The organism is Neisseria sp. HMSC069H12 (assembly GCF_001812735.1).
GTDB classification, from domain to species: Bacteria; Pseudomonadota; Gammaproteobacteria; order Burkholderiales; family Neisseriaceae; genus Neisseria; species Neisseria subflava.
Window position 1 is genome coordinate 1 of sequence record NZ_KV810260.1, and the last position, 20498, is coordinate 20498.

Annotated in this window: 21 protein-coding genes and 3 pseudogenes; 8 read left to right on the forward strand and 16 right to left on the reverse strand. The window is 48.4% G+C overall.

Annotation, left to right across the window (positions count from 1 at the left end; genetic code table 11):
• Nucleotides 1-240, forward strand: a pseudogene (locus HMPREF2872_RS04180) (lytic enzyme); the annotation flags it as partial.
• 90 nt (nucleotides 241-330) lie between these two features.
• On the opposite strand, the gene HMPREF2872_RS04185 reads toward HMPREF2872_RS04180, so the two are convergent.
• The 5 genes from HMPREF2872_RS04185 to HMPREF2872_RS04205 form a co-directional block, all read right to left on the reverse strand.
• Nucleotides 331-888: a hypothetical protein gene (locus HMPREF2872_RS04185; protein ID WP_070631420.1), complete on the reverse strand. Its 558-nt coding sequence runs from the start codon at nucleotides 886-888 to the stop codon at nucleotides 331-333.
• Nucleotides 889-978: 90 nt separating this feature from the next.
• Nucleotides 979-1485, reverse strand: a complete 507-nt coding sequence (locus tag HMPREF2872_RS04190) for a hypothetical protein (protein WP_003685697.1) — start codon at nucleotides 1483-1485, stop codon at nucleotides 979-981.
• A 525-nt stretch (nucleotides 1486-2010) separates the two neighbouring features.
• A complete protein-coding gene (locus HMPREF2872_RS04195; protein WP_070631421.1) occupies nucleotides 2011-2334 on the reverse strand; it encodes a DMT family transporter in 324 nt (107 codons plus the stop codon).
• A 27-nt stretch (nucleotides 2335-2361) separates the two neighbouring features.
• Nucleotides 2362-3231: an ABC transporter six-transmembrane domain-containing protein gene (locus HMPREF2872_RS04200; protein WP_070631423.1), complete on the reverse strand. Its 870-nt coding sequence runs from the start codon at nucleotides 3229-3231 to the stop codon at nucleotides 2362-2364.
• A gap of 11 nt (nucleotides 3232-3242) precedes the next feature.
• Complete coding sequence (locus HMPREF2872_RS04205) at nucleotides 3243-3668, reverse strand: MarR family winged helix-turn-helix transcriptional regulator (RefSeq protein ID WP_070631425.1); 426 nt, start codon at nucleotides 3666-3668, stop codon at nucleotides 3243-3245.
• Nucleotides 3669-3850: 182 nt separating this feature from the next.
• On the opposite strand from HMPREF2872_RS04205, the gene yddG reads away from it, so the two are divergent.
• Both yddG and HMPREF2872_RS12125 read left to right on the forward strand, forming a co-directional pair.
• Nucleotides 3851-4765 carry an aromatic amino acid DMT transporter YddG gene (gene yddG, locus HMPREF2872_RS04210; RefSeq protein WP_070631465.1) on the forward strand — a complete coding sequence of 305 codons (915 nt, stop codon included), beginning with the start codon at nucleotides 3851-3853 and terminating at the stop codon, nucleotides 4763-4765.
• 113 nt (nucleotides 4766-4878) lie between these two features.
• Nucleotides 4879-5058: pseudogene (locus HMPREF2872_RS12125) on the forward strand (sulfate adenylyltransferase); the annotation flags it as partial.
• Between the two features lie 71 nt (nucleotides 5059-5129).
• On the opposite strand, the gene glyA reads toward HMPREF2872_RS12125, so the two are convergent.
• Entirely contained in the window at nucleotides 5130-6380 is a 1251-nt protein-coding gene (glyA, locus tag HMPREF2872_RS04220) for a serine hydroxymethyltransferase (protein WP_070631430.1), read from the reverse strand.
• 133 nt (nucleotides 6381-6513) lie between these two features.
• A complete protein-coding gene (locus HMPREF2872_RS04225) occupies nucleotides 6514-6885 on the reverse strand; it encodes a hypothetical protein (RefSeq protein WP_070631432.1) in 372 nt (123 codons plus the stop codon).
• Between the two features lie 222 nt (nucleotides 6886-7107).
• On the opposite strand from HMPREF2872_RS04225, the gene HMPREF2872_RS04230 reads away from it, so the two are divergent.
• Nucleotides 7108-7326: an HP1242/YdcH family protein gene (locus HMPREF2872_RS04230; RefSeq protein WP_049328987.1), complete on the forward strand. Its 219-nt coding sequence runs from the start codon at nucleotides 7108-7110 to the stop codon at nucleotides 7324-7326.
• A 223-nt stretch (nucleotides 7327-7549) separates the two neighbouring features.
• On the forward strand, nucleotides 7550-9751 hold the full coding sequence (locus tag HMPREF2872_RS04235; RefSeq protein WP_070631434.1) for a FepA family TonB-dependent siderophore receptor: 2202 nt from the start codon (nucleotides 7550-7552) through the stop codon (nucleotides 9749-9751).
• A 219-nt stretch (nucleotides 9752-9970) separates the two neighbouring features.
• Here HMPREF2872_RS04235 and HMPREF2872_RS04240 read toward each other — a convergent pair whose 3' ends face one another.
• The 4 genes from HMPREF2872_RS04240 to HMPREF2872_RS11740 all read right to left on the reverse strand — a co-directional run bounded on the left by HMPREF2872_RS04240 (nucleotide 9971) and on the right by HMPREF2872_RS11740 (nucleotide 12863).
• Nucleotides 9971-10594, reverse strand: coding sequence for an NAD(P)H-dependent oxidoreductase (locus tag HMPREF2872_RS04240; protein WP_070631435.1), 624 nt, complete (start codon nucleotides 10592-10594; stop codon nucleotides 9971-9973).
• A 244-nt stretch (nucleotides 10595-10838) separates the two neighbouring features.
• On the reverse strand, nucleotides 10839-12236 hold the full coding sequence (gene aspA, locus HMPREF2872_RS04245) for an aspartate ammonia-lyase (RefSeq protein ID WP_070631436.1): 1398 nt from the start codon (nucleotides 12234-12236) through the stop codon (nucleotides 10839-10841).
• Nucleotides 12237-12325: 89 nt separating this feature from the next.
• Nucleotides 12326-12526 carry a hypothetical protein gene (locus tag HMPREF2872_RS04250; protein WP_003685538.1) on the reverse strand — a complete coding sequence of 67 codons (201 nt, stop codon included), beginning with the start codon at nucleotides 12524-12526 and terminating at the stop codon, nucleotides 12326-12328.
• Between the two features lie 190 nt (nucleotides 12527-12716).
• Nucleotides 12717-12863, reverse strand: coding sequence for a hypothetical protein (locus tag HMPREF2872_RS11740; protein ID WP_003685706.1), 147 nt, complete (start codon nucleotides 12861-12863; stop codon nucleotides 12717-12719).
• Between the two features lie 298 nt (nucleotides 12864-13161).
• On the opposite strand from HMPREF2872_RS11740, the gene HMPREF2872_RS04255 reads away from it, so the two are divergent.
• The gene (locus tag HMPREF2872_RS04255; RefSeq protein ID WP_070631438.1) at nucleotides 13162-13854 is read left to right on the forward strand and encodes a VIT1/CCC1 transporter family protein; all 693 of its coding nucleotides are present in this window, start codon (nucleotides 13162-13164) and stop codon (nucleotides 13852-13854) included.
• A 132-nt stretch (nucleotides 13855-13986) separates the two neighbouring features.
• Nucleotides 13987-17391, forward strand: a complete 3405-nt coding sequence (gene mfd, locus HMPREF2872_RS04260; RefSeq protein WP_070631467.1) for a transcription-repair coupling factor — start codon at nucleotides 13987-13989, stop codon at nucleotides 17389-17391.
• A 454-nt stretch (nucleotides 17392-17845) separates the two neighbouring features.
• Here mfd and HMPREF2872_RS04270 read toward each other — a convergent pair whose 3' ends face one another.
• Nucleotides 17846-18310: a hypothetical protein gene (locus HMPREF2872_RS04270; protein ID WP_003712143.1), complete on the reverse strand. Its 465-nt coding sequence runs from the start codon at nucleotides 18308-18310 to the stop codon at nucleotides 17846-17848.
• 256 nt (nucleotides 18311-18566) lie between these two features.
• Nucleotides 18567-18755, reverse strand: a pseudogene (locus HMPREF2872_RS04275) (contact-dependent growth inhibition system immunity protein); the annotation flags it as partial.
• Between the two features lie 165 nt (nucleotides 18756-18920).
• On the opposite strand from HMPREF2872_RS04275, the gene HMPREF2872_RS04280 reads away from it, so the two are divergent.
• On the forward strand, nucleotides 18921-19247 hold the full coding sequence (locus HMPREF2872_RS04280) for a hypothetical protein (RefSeq protein ID WP_283118985.1): 327 nt from the start codon (nucleotides 18921-18923) through the stop codon (nucleotides 19245-19247).
• Nucleotides 19248-19338: 91 nt separating this feature from the next.
• Here the strand turns inward: HMPREF2872_RS04280 and HMPREF2872_RS04285 are convergent, their stop codons facing one another.
• The 3 genes from HMPREF2872_RS04285 to HMPREF2872_RS04295 all read right to left on the reverse strand — a co-directional run bounded on the left by HMPREF2872_RS04285 (nucleotide 19339) and on the right by HMPREF2872_RS04295 (nucleotide 20449).
• On the reverse strand, nucleotides 19339-19641 hold the full coding sequence (locus HMPREF2872_RS04285) for an ArsR/SmtB family transcription factor (protein ID WP_049328980.1): 303 nt from the start codon (nucleotides 19639-19641) through the stop codon (nucleotides 19339-19341).
• Nucleotides 19642-19720: 79 nt separating this feature from the next.
• Nucleotides 19721-20242: a rhodanese-like domain-containing protein gene (locus HMPREF2872_RS04290; protein WP_070631445.1), complete on the reverse strand. Its 522-nt coding sequence runs from the start codon at nucleotides 20240-20242 to the stop codon at nucleotides 19721-19723.
• 12 nt (nucleotides 20243-20254) lie between these two features.
• The gene (locus tag HMPREF2872_RS04295) at nucleotides 20255-20449 is read right to left on the reverse strand and encodes a YgaP family membrane protein (protein ID WP_036491196.1); all 195 of its coding nucleotides are present in this window, start codon (nucleotides 20447-20449) and stop codon (nucleotides 20255-20257) included.
• Nucleotides 20450-20498 lie beyond the last annotated feature (49 nt).

Below are 20498 nucleotides of genomic sequence, written 5' to 3' on the forward strand. Positions count from 1 at the left end.
TGTGGTGTAAACAACGCAACGTTTTCCTACATATGGATTATTTCGCTTGCAATGGCAACATTGGTTATTGGCGGATTGGCATTATCTTTTTTCTATGCCATGTTGATTGATCAAAAACGACAGGATACGGATATGGTCGGTCGCATCAATCGAGCCAATATCGTGCGATGCGGCGATGAACTTTGTGCCAAGACAGGTAAAAGCGTAGAAAATGGCTATCGGGTTATTCAGAATAGATAGCTGAGAAAACCAAAGGCCGTCTGAAAATCTGATTTTCAGACGGCCTTTTATATTGGGAGCGTTTATATCAAAGATGGAATATAAACCGAATCAGCGACGGCGGCCAAAGCCCCGACCCATGCTTGGGCGGCGGTAGTTGGAAGGCTGACGCGCGGTTTCGCGGTAACGCTGTTGCTGTTGGGCACGCAGGGTGCGCGTATTCAGCTGTTGGCTGGTGCGTCCGTTTGGACGTGCGGTTTGATAATAGTTGGCACGGGCTTGACGGGCAATCGGGCTGTTTTGATTGCGCGCCTGTGTGAATTTGTTGGCCAATGCGTTGCCGATAAATGCACCGGCTGCCGCGCCCACCAAACTTTGCAGCAGCCAGCTGCCGGTGGATTGGTCGTAGATGTATTGTTGGCCGTCTGTACCGGTTACCGGTTGGCCGTTGTTGCCGTTGGCTTGTGCTCCGGCAGGAATGGTGTCTTTCACGGCTTCGGGCGTGAGCTGGTAAACCGTATTGTCTTCTTGTTGGCCGTTTTGTTGTGCCAACTGTTGTTGCAATGCTTCGATTTGTTTTTGTTGCTGTTCAAGTTGCGCCTGGGTATTGTCTTTGCAGGCAGCGAGGGCAAAAGTGGAAAGGGCGGCTAAGGCAATCAGTTTTTTCATTGTTTTTCCTGAGAGAGGTTTGTCTTTGCCGAGATTTCGGCGGAGTGTGTTTGCCTAATATTAAACCATTCCCCTGTTTTTCAAGTGGTTTTACAAAATAATATTGGAAAGTTGCGCTGCAAATGCACGGCTGTTGGCAGCCAGATTGCCCAGTGCAGGCATTTCGTGTTCGGTTTCGATAATCAACAGGTTGGCAGGGCGGCGGGTGTGCAGAGACATTTGCATTTCAGCGGGAGAGAAGGGCATGTGATGACGTTTGGCGAAAGCTTCGGCGCGTTTGTTGGCGGTTTTGAGCATAGGCAGCAGGGTAATATCCAAATGGAAACGGCGTACGCCTAGAACCAAAATGCGTGCTGCGAAGAAATCCGCTTCATCAGTAAAAACGTTAGGGCTGCTTTGATTGAAGTCGTGGCGCTCTGCGGCAATCAAAGTCGCGATGGTGCGCACTTGCGGAATCAGGGCTTCGCTGATGAGGCTGTCAGGCGAATCAGGCAAAGTGTGCATGTTGAGCATGCTGTGGTGGCTGTTGCTGTCAACGACCATGCGGCAGGTGTGTAACATTTGGGTTTGGCTGTGGATTTTAGTTGAGGCAGTCATGGCTGTATTCCTTGTTTCTTAAAAATGGGTGGATTTAAGCGGCCATGATGGGTATAAAAAAAGCCGCTCAAATGAGGCGGCTCTAATTTGCGTATTTTCAACTTGGTCTGTTTCAGACAAGCGCAAAAAAGTACCGCACGTTTGTGTGGTACCAATAGAAGAAAGTAGCAGAGCGTTGCGCGGTTTGCATGATGAAAATACGTCTTTAATGTATAAAAGAATGGAACGTAGTTTAAAACAAGAATGCCAGTAATTTCAATATCCAATCGACAAAACCCACTAATAAATCTACAAGTTGTTGTAATCCTTCCAATTTATTTTCTTTCGAGTGAGTCAAATTTGCACAATTATAATGCAAAACCGGGTGAATTGATAACAATCCGAGCAGGCTCTTTAAACAGGCCGTCTGAAAAAAGGAAAGAATGCTTGGTTTTAATTTAAGATGATTTCGTTATATTCGGGAAGGTATTAGGCCGTCTGAACATGCTCGTTCAGACGGCCTTAGATTTAATAGAAACGAGATTTTCAGTTTCCGCTGGAGAGTTTCATCACTACGACGCCGGAGATGATGAGAAATGCGCCGAGCCAGCGGCCGAAGTTGGCGGCATCGTTGAAAAATACAACGCCTACCAAAAATGCCCCTGCCGCGCCTATGCCTGTCCAGACGGCGTAGGCTGTACCCGTCGGAATACTTTTTTGGGCAAGGTAAAGGAGGTATCCGCTGCCGACGATGCAGGCAAGCGCGGCGGCAAAGCCATGCCAGCGGTAGCCTTCCTGTTGTGCCAGCTTCAAGCCCAATGGCCAGCCGATCTCCATCATACCGGCTAAGATTAAATAAAACCAACTCATAATATGTCCTGATAGTGTGTTAAGGTTTCAGACGGCCTTGGAAAGATTGTTTTCTTCCGAGAGTTCAACGCGTTGCCCGATATCTTTTAGATTGGAGTATTGTTCGACCAAGCGCGGTACATCGTCCAAACTCATTGCAAACATCCATAAATAAGTGCTGACGGAATAGATATGGCCGGCGCTGCCATAGCCTTTAAGCGTCATGTGTATAAAGGCGAAGCCGAACAATACGCTCATCGCTATGCCGATACTGAGATAGCCTAAGGCTTCGCGGTTGGAAATCAGCACGCGTAGTTTGGCAACCCAGCCATAGTGGCGGTAGAGCTGACGCTCGTTGCCGTCGCGGATAAGGTAGTTGTCGCGTTCAAGCCGATTGTTTAAACGGAAATATAGGTTTTCGCTGATGGCGGCAAAACGCGGCAGCAACCATAAAAACAGGGTAAGTATCGCGACAGCCAATACGCCCACCCAAAATTCCAATATCAGCAACATCATACATGCACCGAAGATGGAGACCAGCGAAGTAGCAGCGATGGGCAGGTGTTCTTCAAAAAAACTGACAAACTCACGCGATAGGGCAACGCGTGCGGTAATGGCGGAATGCGGTACTTCTCGTTTGCGCTGTTCCAAGACGACCGGGACGGCTATTTCAGTATAGATTTTGGTAAATGTGCGCGTGTCGGCTATCCTGCGGACAGCACCGATTATCCACATTAATAAAACCACCACGCCATACAACATTGCCTGCCAGACGTTGCCTTCCATAACGGCATTAATCGCCCAGCCGCCAAATACGGGATATACCAGCAAGAGCAGATTATCCAAGCCGACGAGAGAGAAAGTTGTGATGAGTTTGCGGCGGTGTGTTTGACCGATGTGTTTCAACATTTTCCACATGGTTGCCCTCCTTATTTAGTATTGAGGGTTTGCGCCATTAATTCGGCCAACGCGTCCAAATCGGCAAACAGTCGGGCTGCACGTTTTTCACCGAAGGCGGTAAAAATTCGTTTGCTGAATTCCTGCATGTTTTGCACCAATGGTGTGGCATATTCTTTGCCTTGCTCGGTCAGCGACAATAAGCGTTCGCGTTTGTCTTGTTCGCTTTCGTGAAATGTTAGCAAGCCATGTTCCGCCAGCGTTTTGCATGTGCCGGAAACGGTTTGCTTGGGCAGGCTCCATTCTTCGCCTATGTATTTTTGAGTGCGGCTGCCTTCGGTAGCCAAAGTGTAGAGAACGGCTAAAGTGTTGTAGTTGGTGTTTTGCTGTTTAATCCATTGGTCGAATGCGCTGTCTATGCGGCTGATGCGCATACCGAGTTGGTCAAGTTGATTCATAAATTGGTCTCGATATTGACTAATCGGATGCGGATTATAGTCATATTTAGGACTAATTGCAAATGGAAGGCCGTCTGAAACAATCATTTTCAGACGGCCTTGAAACCGTTAAAATAATTAATGTAGAAACGATATATTCAAACTACGATAAACCTAATAAAACCATCTTTAACACATACGCCATGATTCATTTCTTATCTCAAAACATCTCATTCAAACAAGCCACTGCCATCGGGCTGCTTGCCGTTGCCTTATGGAGCTTCGTCATTTCTCTGATACGCTCTTTGAGCCTGCATATGGGGGCAGTGGGCGGCGCGGCAATGATGTACACCTTGTCCACCATATTGATTTGGCTGATTTTCGGCCGACCGCATTTGCGCAATTACAATCGCAGCTATTTGTTTTGGGCGAGCGTGTTTTTTGTCGGCTGCGAATTGTGTTTGTCGCTGTCGGTCGGTTTCGCGCAAAACGCGAGACAGGCAGTGGAAATCGGCATGGTCAATTATTTATGGCCGACATTTACCATTGTCGGGGCGGTATATTTCAACAAACAGCCGTCAAAATGGTGGATAGTCATCGGCTTTGTACTGTCGTTTTTTGGAATCGCCACTGTACTGGGGGGCGATGTCGGCTTGTCGGTTTCCGGCATCTACCACAATGTCCGCACCAATCCCGGCGGCTATATCATGGCATTTGTAGATGCCGTGCTTTGGGCGGCATATTGTACGCTGACGGCGCGTGTGAAAGCGGAAGGTAGCAGCGTCGGCTTTTTCTTTGCGCTGGTGTCGATACTGTTGTGGATTGAGTATTTTCTCAGCGGCGCGGATACGTTGAATTTTGACTCCGTATCGCTCGGCTATGCCGTTGCCGCCGCAGCTTGCATGGGTTTGGGCTATGCAGTATGGAATATCGGTATTTCGCGTGGCAACCTGACCGTATTGGCTGGTGCATCTTATTTCATTCCGGTATTGTCTGCGGTAGTGTCCTCGTTTTTGATTAGCGCGCCTTTGTCCATGACGTTTTGGCAGGGGGTAGGTATGGTGTGCTTAGGGTCGATTGTGTGTTGGTTGGCGACCCGGAAAAAACGGATGGCGTGATGCAATATCCTATAGCTTTGCGATATAACGAAAACAGCTTTTTTAACAACCAAACATTCTTTCCCATTTTCAGACGGCCTGTTTAAAGTAGCACTCAGTTTGAGAAATCACGAGAAGTAGACAAACTTAACCGCGCTGCCGAATCCGCCGAAACGCTCAAGCTCAACGATATCGGCAGCGTCAGCTTCAAAACCCAGCAGCCACTCGCCGCTGCCGCATACGAAGCCACCAACCATACTGTCGCGGCAGGCATGATACGCAAAGTCAGCGAAGCAAACAGTTTTGAAATTTAAAAGAAAAGTTGAAATAAAAAAAGGCCGTCTGTTGTTCAGACGGCCTGTTATTTTATCCAAGTCGGAAATGCTTATGCGCCGTAAACCGGATATTTATTGCACAAAGCAGTCACTTGTTCGCGGACTTTGGCGAGGTTGGCTTCATCTTCAGGGTTTGCCAAGACGTCTGCAACCAAGTTCGCCAATACGCGCGCGTCAGCTTCGTTAAAGCCGCGTGTGGTCATGGCGGCGGAGCCGATGCGGATGCCGGAGGTAACGAATGGTTTTTCCGGATCATTCGGAATAGCGTTTTTGTTGACGGTGATGTGTGCTTTGCCCAAAGCGGCTTCAGCAGCTTTACCGGTGATTTTCATCGGTTGCAGGTCAACGAGGAAAACGTGGCTTTCAGTACGGCCGGAAACGATGCGTAAACCGCGTTTAACCAACTCCTCCGCCATGGCAGCAGCATTGATTTTCACTTGTTTTGCGTATTCTTTGAACTCAGGTTGCAACGCTTCTTTAAATGCTACGGCTTTGGCAGCGATAACGTGCATCAGCGGACCGCCTTGCAGGCTTGGGAAGATGGCAGAGTTCAGCGCTTTTTCATGCGTATTGTCACGGCACAAAATCACACCGCCGCGAGGGCCGCGCAGGGTTTTGTGGGTAGTGGTGGTGACGAAGTCGCAGAATGGCACTGGGTTAGGATATTCACCGCCGGCAATCAAGCCGGCATAGTGCGCCATGTCGACAAAGAGGTATGCGCCGACTTTATCGGCGATTTCGCGGAATTTTGCCCAGTCGATTTGCAACGCATAGGCAGATGCACCGGCCACAATCATTTTGGGTTTGTGTTCAAGAGCCAAGCGTTCTACTTCGGCATAATCGAGAACTTCGTTTTCATCCAAACCATAAGTAATGGCGTTGTAGAGTTTGCCGGAGATATTAACGCTTGCGCCGTGGGTCAAGTGGCCGCCGTGTGCCAGAGACATACCCAAAATGGTGTCGCCCGGTTTCAAAACGGAAGCGTACACGGCTTGGTTGGCTTGGGAGCCGGAGTGCGGTTGGACATTGACATATTCTGCGCCAAACAACTCTTTAGCGCGGTCAATCGCTAATTGTTCAACAATATCAACGTATTCACAGCCGCCGTAGTAGCGTTTGCCAGGATAGCCTTCAGCGTATTTGTTGGTCAATTGCGAACCTTGGGCTTCCATAACGGCACAGCTGACGTAGTTTTCAGAGGCGATCAGCTCGACGTGGTCTTGCTGGCGCTTGTCTTCTTGGGCGATGGCTGCTGCCAAATCGGGGTCATATTGTGCGAGGGTAACGCTTTTTGAAAACATGTTCTCGATTCCTTTGTGATGGGCTGAAAATATAGGATGGAGTGCTGCGGATTGGTTCAAGATGAACTATTTTTCTTGCATTGTCAACAATTGTGTCGGGTGTTTGGTTTCAGACGGCCTGAGATTGAAGGGGTTATTTGAAAATATCATCTTGTTTTAAATGAAAATCCATTTTTTCTAGAAGCGCGGCCAAATCGGCTTCGGCTTGGGCGGCTTTAAGATTTTTTGCCAGTTCTACCAAGGCTACCGCATTTAATCGTTCTTTCTCCAGCCGTAGGGCTTCTTCGCTGAAGATTTTGATATTGTCTGCCGATTCGGTATCTATTATTTCAAATGGATAAAACGATTCTTCGTGTACGGCCAAACCGTCGGGCAGGGGCGCGGCATGGTTGAAATCGGCATCATTGACCGGCATCCATGAAGGATGGTTCTCAAGCAGGATAAATTGTCCGTCCATGCCGTTGATATGACGGAATAGGGTGGTTCGGCCATTGTGTAAACGCATAAACCCGATTGTATGCCCAAGTCGGCAAGCCGTCTATAAAGCCGTTTCTTTCTATTTTTGGCGCTAACTTATGTTGATATTATTAATTTTGATGTAAAACAGTTTCGACTTAAAAAAGACTGGATAAAACGCCCGTGTTTGTTATAATGAAGCTAAAGATTGATTCGTCCTAGTTTTTGACAGCAGTACTTTTTTATTTAATTAACAAGAGAGGAAAACAAAATGTTTCCAGAATATCGCGATTTGATTTCTAAACTGAAACAAGAAGATGCACACTTTGCCCGTTTGTTTGACGAGCACAATGAGCTGGACGATAAAATCACCGGTTTGGTTAACAACCCTGTTACCAGCGGAGCCGAAGAGATTGAAGAGCTGAAAAAAGCCAAACTCAAACTCAAAGACGAATTGTATGCTATTCTGCAAAAAGCAGCAGGCAAATAATTAAAAATTGAATAAGGCCGTCTGAACGGTATGATAAGAATCTCGGATTTCGTTTCATGCTGTTTCAGACGGCCTATTTAGTTGTTTGTTATTTCTATTAGCACAATTTAACTTTTAATTGTAAATCACTCTTAATTGCATTGAAAACTCTGTTAAGTTTATTTAAAATCCAAAACGATTTTCATTTTAATTTTAAACAAACAAAACCAAGAGAAACAATGCAATGAAAACATTTACACTCGCCATTTTGCCTTTGGCGTTAATTAGTGCATTCTCACACGCAGCTGAAGAGAAAGCAGTTGAGCAGGCTGAAGTCGATACCGTTTACGTTACTGCCGAGAAGCAGTTGCAACAGTCGCTCGGCGTATCGCGTATTTCTAAAGACGACATCGACAAACGCCCTGTAGCCAATGATATTTCCGAATTTGTCCGAACCATGCCCGGAGTCAACCTGACCGGCAATACGGCAACAGGTCAGCGTGGCAACAAACGCCAAATCGACTTGCGCGGTATGGGTCCTGAAAACACTTTGATTTTGATTGACGGCAAGCCGGTTAACTCGCGCCAGTCCGAGCGTATCAGTATGCGCGGTGAACGCAATACGCGTGGCGACAGTAACTGGGTGCCGGTTGAAGAAATTGAATCCATTACCGTCTTGCGCGGTCCGGCGGCAACACGTTACGGTTCGGGCGCGATGGGCGGTGTGGTCAATATTGTTACTAAAAAAGTGTCTAAAGAATTTAAAGGCCAAGTCAATCTTTACGCCAATCAGCTGCAAGACAGCAAAGAGGGCGCAACCCGCCGTATCGGCTTCAATTTGAGCGGTCCAATCATTCAAGATACTTTGGGCTTCCGCATTTACGGCAACCTGAATAAAACCGATGCAGATGCTGCCGATATTAATGCCGGACACGGCAATGACAGTGCGGCCGGTGTTGAAGGCGTACGCAATAAAGACATTGCAGGCCGTCTGCAATGGAAAATCAGCCCAGTGCAAACGCTGATTTTGGACAGCAGTTACAGCCGTCAGGGCAATATCTACAACGGCGATACGCAAAACAGCAATCCGCGTTCTGCTTTGGTTAATTCTTTGGCCGACAGCAAAGCCGAAACTGCCCGCTTATACCGTTCCGCTTATTCTTTAACGCATGATGGCGCATGGGAATGGGGCGATACCAAAAACGTGATCAGTTATGAGCGCACAATCAACAGCCACTTACCTGAAGGTTTGGCAGGTGGTCCGGAAGGCAGCTATACAGGCTTGGATTTTGTTCAAAGCCGTCTGAAAAACCTGCGTTTCAGCAGCGAAGCGAATATTCCTTTTAAACTTGGTGTTGATAACGTATTGACTGTCGGTGCGGAATTTACCGACAGCAAATTGGATGATCCTGCTTCCAATACTCAGGGATTTAAAGACCAAGGTAAAACCGATGCGTTTAACGGTATCTCCGCAACGCGCGGCGGTAAGGCTTCGCAACGTAACTGGGCGGCATACGTTGAGGACAATATTTCATTGACCGACAAAACCCATCTGATTCCAGCCATCCGTTTCGACCACAACAGCGACAGCGGCAGCAACTGGAGTCCGGCTTTGAACTTCTCGCATCAAATCGGCGAAAACTGGTTGGTCAAAGGCGGTGTTGCCCGTGCGTACAAAGCGCCAAACCTGTATCAAACCAATCCTGACTTTATCCTGTACACACGCGGTCAGGGTTGCCCGCTCAATGCGCCGAACAGTGTCCGCTGCTACTACATGGGCAATGGCAATTTGAAACCTGAAACCAGCATCAATAAAGAGATTGGCCTTGAGTTCAACAAAAACGGCTGGCAGGCTTCGGCTACTTATTTCCACAACGCGTACCGCAATAAAATCGTAATTGGCGACCAGCTTATTGCCACCAGCAATATCGGCAACTGGCTCCTGCAATGGGAAAATACGCCGAAAGCGACTATTTCGGGTATCGAAGGCAACTTGGTGATTCCGTTGCATGACACACTCAAGTGGAGCAACAACTTCACTTACATGCACAAATCCGAAGATTATCAAGGCAATCCATTGTCTTTGGTGCCGAAACACACCATCAACAGCACATTGTCTTGGACGCCGAACGAACGCTTCGATGCCAACCTGACCTTTACCCACTATGGTCGCACTAAGCCGCGTGGCGTGGCGATCAATAGATTGGAACGAGACGGTAATCCTCGTGCAGGCGTGGCAGCGTTGTCTTCCGAACACAGCCAAACCCAAGTCGGCTCTTACGGCATTTGGGGCATCAATGCAGGCTACAACTGGAACAAACGCGTAGCCGTCCGTGGCGGTATCAGCAATCTGTTTGACAAAAAACTGTACCGCACAACTGCCGGCGCACAAACGTACAACGAGCATGGCCGTGCCTTCTACGGCAGTTTGAAAGTATCGTTTTAAGTAGAAGCGTATCAAATAAGGCCGTCTGAAACGGTGTGAAATGAAATCTAGGATTTCTGACACATGGTTTCAGACGGCCTTTTTGAGTTTAAATTTAGAAGCATTTGTTGTTACGGAATTTGCCTCACTTTTTTAGAAAAGTAAAAGGGCAGCATTTGCCGCCCTGAGAATACAAACTGCTTATTCGACCCAAGTTACCATTTCTTCAATCGGTTTGCGTTATTTTTTGGTGATTTCTTTGGCACGATAGCCGAATGTTGCCGCTACGGATACGCCCCATTCGTTGGCATCAAACAGGCCTTCTGCTGCCAATACTTCGTTCATTTTATCGTAGTTGAAGCCTTCGATTGGGCAGGAATCGATGCCGATGGCGGCTGCGCCTGTGAGCATATTGGCCAAAGCAATATAGGTCTGCTTGCCGCTCCAGTCGAAGAGTGCGCGTTGGTCGTCGGCAATTTTAATGTCGGTTTCTTGGAAGCGTTTGTATTTTGCCAACGCTTTTTCCAGCTGCTCTCCTTGCAGGCCCTTGCGTTCGGCAACACTGCGGAAGAACGGGGTATCGTAACGGGCATTTTTTTTGGCAAGGATAATCACCAGATGGCTGCAGTCGTCCAGTTGGAATTGCATCCCCCAGCTGAAAGGCTTGATTTTCTCACGCAGGGCTTTGTTTTGAATCACCAAGAATTTCCATGGCTCAGAGCCGACAGAGCTTGGGGAGAGGCGGGCAAATTCTAAAATCGCTGCAAAATCTTCTTGGCTGATTTTTTTGTTGGGATCGTAATAACGGGTGGAGCAGCGATTTTCGAATACTTGCAGCATTTGTTCGCGTGTAATTTGATTCATCTGGTTTTCCTAATAAATGAAGATGTTATTCCAATATCCGGTTCCTTTTGAGGCATTATTACCAGCATAACCTTAAGGAGGAAACAGGCTGGGGCAACACCATGTTAAATCAAACCTGACGGTCAGGCTATCTTTTAATTCTGAATTTCGCAAAAAAATTCGATAAATATCCATATCAATACGAAAAGGCCGTCTGAAACTTTAAACGTTAAAGTTTCAGACGGCCTTTGATTTCAAATCCTGATTACAGATGAGGATTCATCAGGTTTTCCGGGGAGAGGATGCGGTTGAGTTCTTCTTCGCTCAACAGACCGCGCTCCAGTACGACTTCGCGTACGCCTTTGCCGGTTTGGGCGCAGATTTTGCCAACCAAGTCGCCATTGCGGTGGCCGATGTATGGGTTCAGATAAGTGACCAAACCGATGGAGTTGAAGACGTAGTGTTCGCAGATTTCGCGGTTGACCGTAATGCCTTTGACGCATTTGTCGGACAGGTTGACAGCGGCATTGCCCAAGAGGGAAATGGTTTCAAACATACATTGGGCGATTACCGGCTCCATAACGTTCAGCTGCAACTGACCTGCTTCGGCTGCGAAAGTGATGGTGGTGTCGTTGCCGATGACTTTGAAGCAGACTTGGTTGACGACTTCGGGAATTACGGGATTAACTTTGGCAGGCATGATGGAAGAACCGGCCTGCAATTCAGGAAGGTTAATTTCTTTCAAACCGGCGCGCGGACCGGAAGAGAGCAGGCGCAAGTCGTTACAGATTTTGGACAGTTTGACGGCCGTGCGTTTCAATGCGCCGTGTACCATCACATATGCGCCGCAGTCGGAGGTCGCCTCGATCAGGTTTTCAGTCAGTTTGCAAGGCAAGCCGCTGACTTCGGAAAGTTTCTCAACGACCAAAGCCGCATAGCCTTTAGGCGTATTCACGCCTGTACCGATGGCGGTGGCGCCGAGGTTGACTTCAAGCAGCAGGGAGCGGGTGCGGTCGAGGTTGAGGATTTCTTCTTCCAACAACACTTGGAAAGATTGGAATTCTTGGCCGGCAGTCATCGGCACGGCATCTTGAAGCTGGGTGCGGCCCATTTTCAAAACGTCTTTAAATTCTTCGGCTTTGGCGGCAAAAGCGTTTTTCAGGGCGGCCAGTTTGTCGAGCAATTCGCCGATGTTGTAATACACGGCAAGGCGGAAGCCGGTAGGGTAGGCGTCGTTGGTGGATTGGCTGGCGTTGACATGGTCCATCGGATTGACGATGTCGTAGTGGCCTTTTTCGTATCCCAAGACTTCCAATGCGAGGTTGGCAATGACTTCGTTGGTATTCATGTTGACCGAAGTACCGGCGCCGCCTTGATAAACGTCGGACGGGAATTGGTCGAGGCAGCGGCCTTTGACCAATACTTCATCGCAGGCTTTTTCGATGGCGGCCGCGATTTCCGGCTTGATGGCACCCAATGCGCCGTTGGCTTGTGCAGTGGCTTTTTTAACCATGACCATGCTGCGGACAAATTGCGGTACGTCGGAAATTTTTTGTGTGGAAATTTTAAAGTTTTCAATGGCGCGCAAAGTATGGATGCCCCAATATACTTCAGCAGGGATCTCGCGGTCGCCCAATAAATCGTGTTCGATTCGTACAGTCATTTCTCTTACCTTCTCGTATAGTTGTGTTGGTGTGCATTATGCGTTTGGAACATTAGCCCAGTTCGGCAAGATTGTCCAGTTAATAAGACTTAATCGTCAGGATGAAAGCGCGCCGCTTCGCGTTCCTTAGCAACTGTATCTTTGTCTTTCAGTTTCGCGCCCAGACCCAACATTTTTTCGTATTCGGATTGCGGCGTGCCGTCTTCCTGCATACCGAACGCGCTGGCATTGACCCAGAGGGCGAGTAGGGAAACGATAATGGCGAAAAAGCCGACGATATACCAAAACATTTTATTCTTCCTTGTGTGTCTGCGTGTGCAGATTGTTGTGGTTTGTAAAGATGTGAATGTAGCACAAACGCGGTTGGGTTTAAATTCTTCTCCTGCATCCTTTCATTGATTTACCTGTAAGTGTTTAGAAAGGAAAAGGCCGTCTGAAAAGTAAGACTTTTCAGACGGCCTTGAGGCTTTGTCGGGAAGATTAGCCGCCGCATGCGCCGCAGCAGCCGCCTTCGCTGTGGCCGCCGCGTTTTTCTTCGTTGTTGATAACGGGCAGCTCGGTTTCTTCGGTTTGCTCTTTTTTATCTTCAGGCAAATCGTTTACTTTGATTTTGTTTTCTTCAGCCATGATACATCCTTTCAATGGATTGAGGAGTGGAAAGATTTATAAAGATAGCATCTTTAAGGCGATAAACCAAGCGGTACAAATCTGTCTTGTGATAATGCCATGACTTGGAACAATAAATTTGCTTGTAAAAGCGTTAAGGCCGTCTGAAAAAATCCAAAGAGGAGTGTTGGTTTTTATGGTTTGAAATGGCAGCAGAAAGATTTAAGAATGCTTGATTTGAAGGGATAAACTGACATTGATTTCAAAAAACAATACAATGTTATCATCATCTGGAAACAGCCAATTTATCGGAGTATATATGTATTCATACCACAGCGAACGCCATTTCAGCGACCGCAACAACTGGCTTCGGGCAAGCGTATTGGGTGCCAATGACGGCCTGATTTCCACTGCCTCACTGTTAACGGGCGTAGCCGCAGCCGCGCCAGATTTCCAAACCCTGCTGTTGACGGGCGTTTCGGCGCTTATCGGGGGCGCGGTGTCGATGGCGGCGGGGGAGTATGTTTCTGTGTCCAGTCAATCGGATACGGAAAAAGCCGATTTGCACAAAGAACGCTACGAATTGGCAAATAATCCTGATGCGGAGTTGGAAGAGCTGACTGAAATTTACCGCCGTCGCGGTTTGTCCGACCCGCTCGCCGCAGAAGTGGCCAAAGCATTGATGGAACACGATGCGCTCTCCGCCCACGCGCGCGACGAAATCGGCATTACCGAAACATCTGCCGCCCAACCCATGCAGGCCGCGCTGGCTTCTGCCGCTTCATTTTGTGCCGGTGCAATTTTGCCTTTACTGGTCGCATTGACGGCTTCTAGTGCCATTGTTCCGGCCTTGGCAGTGTCCACTTTGTGCGGACTGGCCGGACTGGGCTATGTCTCCGCCAAACTTAGCGGCGCGCCTGCCGTTCCCGCCGTTTTGCGCGTGTGCCTGTGGGGCGTTGCGGCATTGGCGATAACCGGATTTATTGGAAAACTGGCAGGTGTGGCCGTCTGAATGTAAGGCCTTATATTCTTTTAAACCTGTATCCAGTAAAATTGAAAATCTATTTGATCGCTAAAGGCCGTCTGAAAATTTTTCAGACGGCCTATGATGCTTGTATTTACTTATTACAAACTGTTTTTTGTCATGACCTATCCGATTCCCAAACCCCGTGCAAAATCCCGTTGGCTCAATCTTTCGCAAGGCTCGCTGCCCTTGGCTCTGGCGCGTTATCTGCCGCATAAGCAGCTCAAGGTTGTCTTGACCCAAGATGCGGAACAGGCGCTACGCCTTCAGACGGCCTGGCTGTTTTTCCGTCCGCACGATACGGCGGTGTTCCTGCCGGACTGGGAAACGCTGCCTTACGAGCGTTTTTCGCCGCATCAGGATTTGGTGTCGGAGCGCTTGTCGGCATTGTGGCAGATTAAAAGCGGTGCGGCAGACGTGTTGTTCGTCCCGGTTGCCACGGCGATGCAGAAGCTGCCGCCTGTGCCGTTTCTGGCAGGCCGCACGTTTTGGCTGAAAACAGGGCAGACTTTGGATATAGGCCGTCTGAAAAGTGATTTGGTGGATGCAGGTTATAACCATGTTTCCCACGTTGTTGCGGCAGGCGAATTTGCCGTGCGCGGCGGCATTGTCGATTTGTTCCCGATGGGCAGCGAAATGCCGTACCGCATCGATTTGTTCGACGATGAAATCGACAGCATCAAAACCTTTGATACTGAAACGCAGCGCACCATTTCCCCCGTCTCCGAAATCCGCCTGCTGCCGGCGCACGAGTTCCCCACCGACAGCGAGGCGCAAAAAATCTTCCGCAGCCGCTTCCGCGAGGAAGTCGATGGCAATCCGAACGATGCGGCTGTGTACAAAGCCGTCAGCAACGGCCACTTCGGCGCGGGCGTGGAATACTACCTGCCGCTGTTTTTTGAAAACGAGCTGGAAACGCTGTTTGACTATATCGGCGAAGATGCGCTGTTTGTTTCATTGGGCGATGTTCATGCCGAGGCAAACCGCTTTTGGAGCGACGTTAAATCGCGTTACGCCATGGCGCAGGGCGACGAAACCTATCCGCCTTTGCTTCCACAGCATTTATATCTCTCTGCTGATGTTTTTGCAGGCCGTCTGAAAAATTATGGTCAGGTGCTGCCCGATGTTTCCGGCAAGGAACACACTCTGCCCGACCTTGCCGTCAACCGCCAATCCGACGAACCGTTGCAGGCATTGAAGGATTTTCAGACGGCCTTTGACGGACGGATTTTGCTGTGCGCCGAAAGTTTGGGACGGCGCGAAACCATGCTCGGCTTCTTGCAGCAAAACGGCTTGAAAGCCAAAAGCGTGTCTGACTGGCAGGGCTTTTTGTCGGCGCATGAGCCGCTGATGATTACAGTGGCGCCGTTGGCTTACGGGTTTAAATTAGAAGATCAAAACATCGCGGTTATTACCGAATCCGATCTTTATCAATATGTTGCCCGCTCGCGCAAACATCATCGTAAGAAACACGCCGCCGTTTCAGACGGCCTGTTGCGCGACCTTGCCGAAATCAATATCGGCGACCCCGTCGTGCATGAAGAACACGGCATCGGGCGGTATATGGGCTTGGTAACGATGGACTTGGGCGGCGAAACCAACGAAATGATGTTGCTTGAATACGCAGGCGAAGCGCAGCTTTATGTACCTGTTTCGCAACTGCATTTAATCAGCCGCTATTCCGGTCAGGCGCATGAAAACGTTACCTTGCACAAGCTCGGCAGCGGCGCGTGGAACAAGGCGAAACGCAAAGCCGCCGAAAAAGCGCGCGACACAGCTGCCGAATTGCTCAATCTCTACGCCCAACGCGCTGCCCAATCGGGACACAAGTTTGAAATCAACGAGATGGACTATCAGGCATTTGCCGACGGCTTCGGCTACGAAGAAACTGAAGACCAAGCCGCCGCCATTGCCGCCGTGATTAAAGACTTGACGCAGGCGAAGCCGATGGACCGCCTTGTGTGCGGCGATGTTGGCTTCGGTAAAACCGAAGTCGCCCTACGCGCCGCGTTTGTGGCGGTGATGGGTGGCAAACAGGTCTCCGTACTCGCCCCGACCACGCTTCTGGTCGAGCAGCATGCGCAAAACTTCGCCGACCGTTTCGCCGATTTCCCTGTGAAAGTCGCCAGCCTCTCGCGTTTCAACAACAGCAAAGCCACCAAAGCCGCGCTGGAAGGCATGGCGGACGGCACGGTCGACATCGTTATCGGCACGCACAAACTGGTTCAAGACGATATAAAATTCAAAAACTTAGGTTTAGTGATTATCGATGAAGAACACCGCTTCGGCGTGCGCCAGAAAGAGCAGCTCAAACGCCTGCGCGCCAATGTCGATATCCTCACCATGACTGCCACGCCGATTCCGCGCACCCTCAGCATGGCGCTCGAAGGTCTGCGCGACTTCTCGCTGATTACCACTGCCCCAAGCCGCCGCCTCGCCGTGAAAACCTTTGTCAAACCCTTCAGCGAAGGCAGCGTGCGCGAAGCCGTGTTACGCGAACTCAAACGCGGCGGGCAAGTATTTTTCCTGCACAACGAAGTGGATACGATTGAAAATATGCGCGAGCGGCTGGAAACCCTGCTGCCCGAAGCCCGCATCGGCGTGGCACACGGACAACTGCGCGAGCGCGAGCTGGAGCAAGTGATGCGCGACTTTTTGCAGCAAAGATTTAACGTGTTGCTCTGTTCCACCATCATCGAAACCGGCATCGACATCCCCAACGCCAACACCATCATCATTAATCGCGCCGACAAATTCGGACTGGCGCAACTGCACCAGCTTCGCGGGCGCGTCGGCCGCAGCCACCACCAAGCCTATGCTTACCTGCTCACGCCCGAATACATCACCAAAGACGCAGAAAAACGCCTCGACGCCATCGCGGCGGCAGACGAACTCGGCGCAGGTTTCACCCTAGCCATGCAGGATTTGGAAATTCGCGGCGCAGGCGAAATTCTCGGCGAAGGGCAGTCCGGCGAAATGATACAGGTCGGCTTCACGCTCTACACCGAAATGCTCAAACAAGCCGTGCGCGACCTCAAAAAAGGCCGCCAACCCGACCTTGACGCGCCATTGGGCATTACCACAGAAATCAAGCTGCACAGCCCGGCATTATTGCCTGAAGACTACTGTCCCGACATTCACGAGCGCCTCGTCCTCTACAAACGCCTCGCCGTCTGCGAAACCGTGCAGCAAATTAATGCCATACATGAAGAACTGATCGATCGCTTCGGCCTGCCCGAACAACCCGTCAAAACCCTCATCGAAAGCCACCACTTACGGCTCGCCGCAAAAAAATTGGGTATAGACGCCATCGACGCGACAAGCGAAGCCGTCACCGTTACCTTCGGTAAACACCACCAAATCGACCCGACAGAAATTATCCTGCTGATTCAGACGGATAAAAAATACCGGCTGGCAGGGGCAGACAAGTTGAAGTTTACGGCTCAGATGGAGGATGTGGGGATGCGGATTAAGACGGTAAAAAGTGTGTTGAAGACTTTGAAAGAAAGAGTGATGGCAAAGTAAAGGCTAATGAGAAAAGGTCGTCTGAAACGATTTTCAGACGACCTTTCCTTATTCAAAATTTGTAGGTCGGATACTTGTATCCGACAAAATCTCCCCCATGAAGCTGTCGGATTCGAGAATCCGACCTACACCTGCTGTTGGGAAATGCACCGATGGAAAGCTTCTTTGCGGTATTGAAGACGGAGTGTTTCTATAACGCAGGAGAATTTACGGTGGACGAATTGATGAAGCAGATAGATGATTATATGGATTACTACAACCGAGAGCGTTGCAGTTTGAAATTGAAAAAGCTGAGTCCTGTCGCATACAGAACCCAGCTTGCACAGAGTGCCTGAATAGGCTTTTATGAGTGTCCAAGATTTGGGGGCCAGTTCAGTTTTCAGACGACCTCTTGGCTCAAACCTTGAGAACTGCATACGTGCGTTCCGCACATCCTACGTATTGAGTTTAGGTTTCATATGGGCCACGGCTTGCTTTCCAAATATGCTTTTATTTCATACATTAGATTATTTATATTAGGGGAAACTACATTTCCTGTTTTTCCTATTACAAGTAGACAATTATATTTTATTGCCCAATCAATGGTTTTCTGAATAAATTTAGTATAATCAAATCTTAAATCAAGTTCACACTCTATATCATCTGGCCAAACGGTAAGACTATTACCAAAATTATCACAAAACATGATTGCGTCTTTATCCCAAGACTCTTTCAATTTAAGCTGTTTTTTTGCTTCATTTATTATTGATAATAATATAACATCATTATCGATAAAGTAATTTTCAAAACTTTTATTCTCATTAAAATTCTGAAAACCATTAGATCGATACTCATCAAGTATGATATCTTTATTTGCATTAAATTTATTTCTGATAGCGGCTGATGGGATAAGGTAGTACCGATAATTCCAAATTGCCATTTTTATTTACTCCTATAACGAGGTCTCTTAACATTACCTGATTCATTCAAGACATCAGTAGGATTTTTCCAACTAGTATTAGGAACAGGAAAGTCAACTTTTTAAAATTTTAATTCATGTATCCTGCCAAGCAAGCCGTAACCCGCATTAGACCTGTGCAGGTAAGGTGTGCGCGGTACGCACGCAGGCTTTGAGTGTGATAAAAAAGATCGTCTAAAACAAATTCCCGGCTTTCAGACGACCTTTTGTCAAATTATTATCGGCAGAGGCTCAATACCAACCTTAAGCCTGATCCGATTTCTTCAGGGCTGTTATCCAATGATAAAATTACATCGTCTGCATCAATGGCATCCCACGCTTCCAGCTTGACATGGCGGCTCGGGCTGATTTTCAGGCAGCCGTTGTGCAGCCAAATATCCTCGCTCATCATGTTTTTAAATAGTGCACTTCAAACCTACATACAGGGGAGTGTGCGGCACGCATGCATGCTTTAAGTGTGAATACAGAAGCAGTATAAAAAGGCCGTCTGAAAATACTGAAACTGTCGGCGATTGAAAATTGAGTCTAAGGCTGCTAAATCGATCAGGGAGTTATTATGAAAATGAGGGTAATGATGCTGGGAGTAACAGGCTTGATATTATCCGGCTGCTTTTTTGCCAATGATGAAATCAAGTTGGACGATATTGGGAATTTCAAAATTACAGTCAATGAAGCTAAGGGTTATAGGCGGGTTCATTTGACAGGCTTATTAGGCAATAGTGCAATGGGTATTTCAGATATCAAAACAACTAGCCGCAACGATGAGCTGAATATTACTTTATTTCAAAAATTAGCAGGTTCGGAATACTCAGGAACATTAGATAAAGAAATTGCTCTTGAAAGCAATATCAAGAAGATTACTTATGGTTCTAAACACGAGATGATATGGCAAGACTAAAAATACAATAAAGGGCGTCTGAAAAAGATTCAGACGGCCTTTAAAATTATAAATAGGATAGATTTTTTGACTATCCTATTTCGGCAACATTTCAAGGTTTATCTGCGCAGAAAAAGGAATACAGCAACTGTATCATCTCGGTTACCCTCGGGTCGGCAATGTAATATTGCCGTTCCCGATGGTTCACTTCAAACGATACCAAACCGGCTTCACGCAGTAGCGCTAATTGGCTGGACATTGCCGCTTGCGGCAGTCCGGATGATTCAGCCAACTCGGTTACATTGTGCGGTCTTTCATGTAGTTTGCACAATACGGCGAGGCGGTTGGGATTGGCCAGAAGTTTGAGAAAAGCGGTGGCTTCTTCGTAGGGTGGTTGATTGTCGGCAATGGTCATTTTTCACGCTTGTCGGCAAATGAGGAGGTCGAATTATCAGTCATAATGGCCTCAGCAGCAACTTTCAGACGGCCTTTGCTTAATGGTTCCATGGCATTTTGGCCAGCAGGCGAGCCATGCCGCAGAATCCGGTTAGTCCAGCCGTTAATAGGCCTGCGCCGACCATCACGTCTATCAGATAAAACCAAGGCGATACCAGCCAACCTGCCAGCACGCCCAATAGAATCAAACTGCCCGCAATGGTTTGCACCTGCCGTATGATATCCGGTGCGGCACGGTCGGCAACAATAGGAAGCCCTGCAGCTTTCCATGCAAGTAAGCCGCCTTCTAGAATATAACATTCTCGACCTTGGCCAAGCGCTGACAATATTGTTTCTGCCCGTGTTGTACGTTTACCGCTCAGGCAATAAAAAATCAGGCATGGGGCAGTATCATCGGGCAGTTTGTCTCGCTGCTGTTCAGGCGGAAGGGATAATGCACCGACAATATGCCCGCCCCGATATTCGGCTTGGCTTCGGATGTCCACTGCCAACGCGCCCTCACGGATTTTTGCCATTGCTTCGGAAGGCTTGATTTGCGGGAGTTGTCCGACCGTACTCATGTTTTGCCTTCTTTATTTTTTGTTGATGCGGCAGGTGTTGATGCCCAATAAGCTGTACAGCGCGCAGTTGCCAATCAGTGCTGTACCCAGGGGGATGATGCCCAGCCAACCCCACCAGCCAATGTGTCCGGTAGCGGCCGCAGCAATCAGCGCTACGCCGATAACAATACGGATTACGCGATCCAAAGTACCCAAGTTTCGTTTCATTTTATTGCTCCTTGTTTCAGAATGAATTATCTATAAATAAATATATATA

Excerpts from the sequence above, each read along its gene's own strand:
- HMPREF2872_RS04185 (WP_070631420.1), bottom strand. The coding sequence starts at position 888 with ATGAAAAAACTGATTGCCTTAGCCGCCCTTTCCACTTTTGCCCTCGCT.
- HMPREF2872_RS04190 (WP_003685697.1), bottom strand. The coding sequence starts at position 1,485 with ATGACTGCCTCAACTAAAATCCACAGCCAAACCCAAATGTTACACACC.
- HMPREF2872_RS04195 (WP_070631421.1), bottom strand. The coding sequence starts at position 2,334 with ATGAGTTGGTTTTATTTAATCTTAGCCGGTATGATGGAGATCGGCTGG.
- HMPREF2872_RS04200 (WP_070631423.1), bottom strand. The coding sequence starts at position 3,231 with ATGTGGAAAATGTTGAAACACATCGGTCAAACACACCGCCGCAAACTC.
- HMPREF2872_RS04205 (WP_070631425.1), bottom strand. The coding sequence starts at position 3,668 with ATGAATCAACTTGACCAACTCGGTATGCGCATCAGCCGCATAGACAGC.
- yddG (WP_070631465.1), top strand. The coding sequence starts at position 3,851 with ATGATTCATTTCTTATCTCAAAACATCTCATTCAAACAAGCCACTGCC.
- glyA (WP_070631430.1), bottom strand. The coding sequence starts at position 6,380 with ATGTTTTCAAAAAGCGTTACCCTCGCACAATATGACCCCGATTTGGCA.
- HMPREF2872_RS04225 (WP_070631432.1), bottom strand. The coding sequence starts at position 6,885 with ATGCGTTTACACAATGGCCGAACCACCCTATTCCGTCATATCAACGGC.
- HMPREF2872_RS04230 (WP_049328987.1), top strand. The coding sequence starts at position 7,108 with ATGTTTCCAGAATATCGCGATTTGATTTCTAAACTGAAACAAGAAGAT.
- HMPREF2872_RS04235 (WP_070631434.1), top strand. The coding sequence starts at position 7,550 with ATGAAAACATTTACACTCGCCATTTTGCCTTTGGCGTTAATTAGTGCA.
- HMPREF2872_RS04240 (WP_070631435.1), bottom strand. The coding sequence starts at position 10,594 with ATGAATCAAATTACACGCGAACAAATGCTGCAAGTATTCGAAAATCGC.
- aspA (WP_070631436.1), bottom strand. The coding sequence starts at position 12,236 with ATGACTGTACGAATCGAACACGATTTATTGGGCGACCGCGAGATCCCT.
- HMPREF2872_RS04250 (WP_003685538.1), bottom strand. The coding sequence starts at position 12,526 with ATGTTTTGGTATATCGTCGGCTTTTTCGCCATTATCGTTTCCCTACTC.
- HMPREF2872_RS11740 (WP_003685706.1), bottom strand. The coding sequence starts at position 12,863 with ATGGCTGAAGAAAACAAAATCAAAGTAAACGATTTGCCTGAAGATAAA.
- HMPREF2872_RS04255 (WP_070631438.1), top strand. The coding sequence starts at position 13,162 with ATGTATTCATACCACAGCGAACGCCATTTCAGCGACCGCAACAACTGG.
- mfd (WP_070631467.1), top strand. The coding sequence starts at position 13,987 with ATGACCTATCCGATTCCCAAACCCCGTGCAAAATCCCGTTGGCTCAAT.
- HMPREF2872_RS04270 (WP_003712143.1), bottom strand. The coding sequence starts at position 18,310 with ATGGCAATTTGGAATTATCGGTACTACCTTATCCCATCAGCCGCTATC.
- HMPREF2872_RS04280 (WP_283118985.1), top strand. The coding sequence starts at position 18,921 with ATGATGCTGGGAGTAACAGGCTTGATATTATCCGGCTGCTTTTTTGCC.
- HMPREF2872_RS04285 (WP_049328980.1), bottom strand. The coding sequence starts at position 19,641 with ATGACCATTGCCGACAATCAACCACCCTACGAAGAAGCCACCGCTTTT.
- HMPREF2872_RS04290 (WP_070631445.1), bottom strand. The coding sequence starts at position 20,242 with ATGAGTACGGTCGGACAACTCCCGCAAATCAAGCCTTCCGAAGCAATG.
- HMPREF2872_RS04295 (WP_036491196.1), bottom strand. The coding sequence starts at position 20,449 with ATGAAACGAAACTTGGGTACTTTGGATCGCGTAATCCGTATTGTTATC.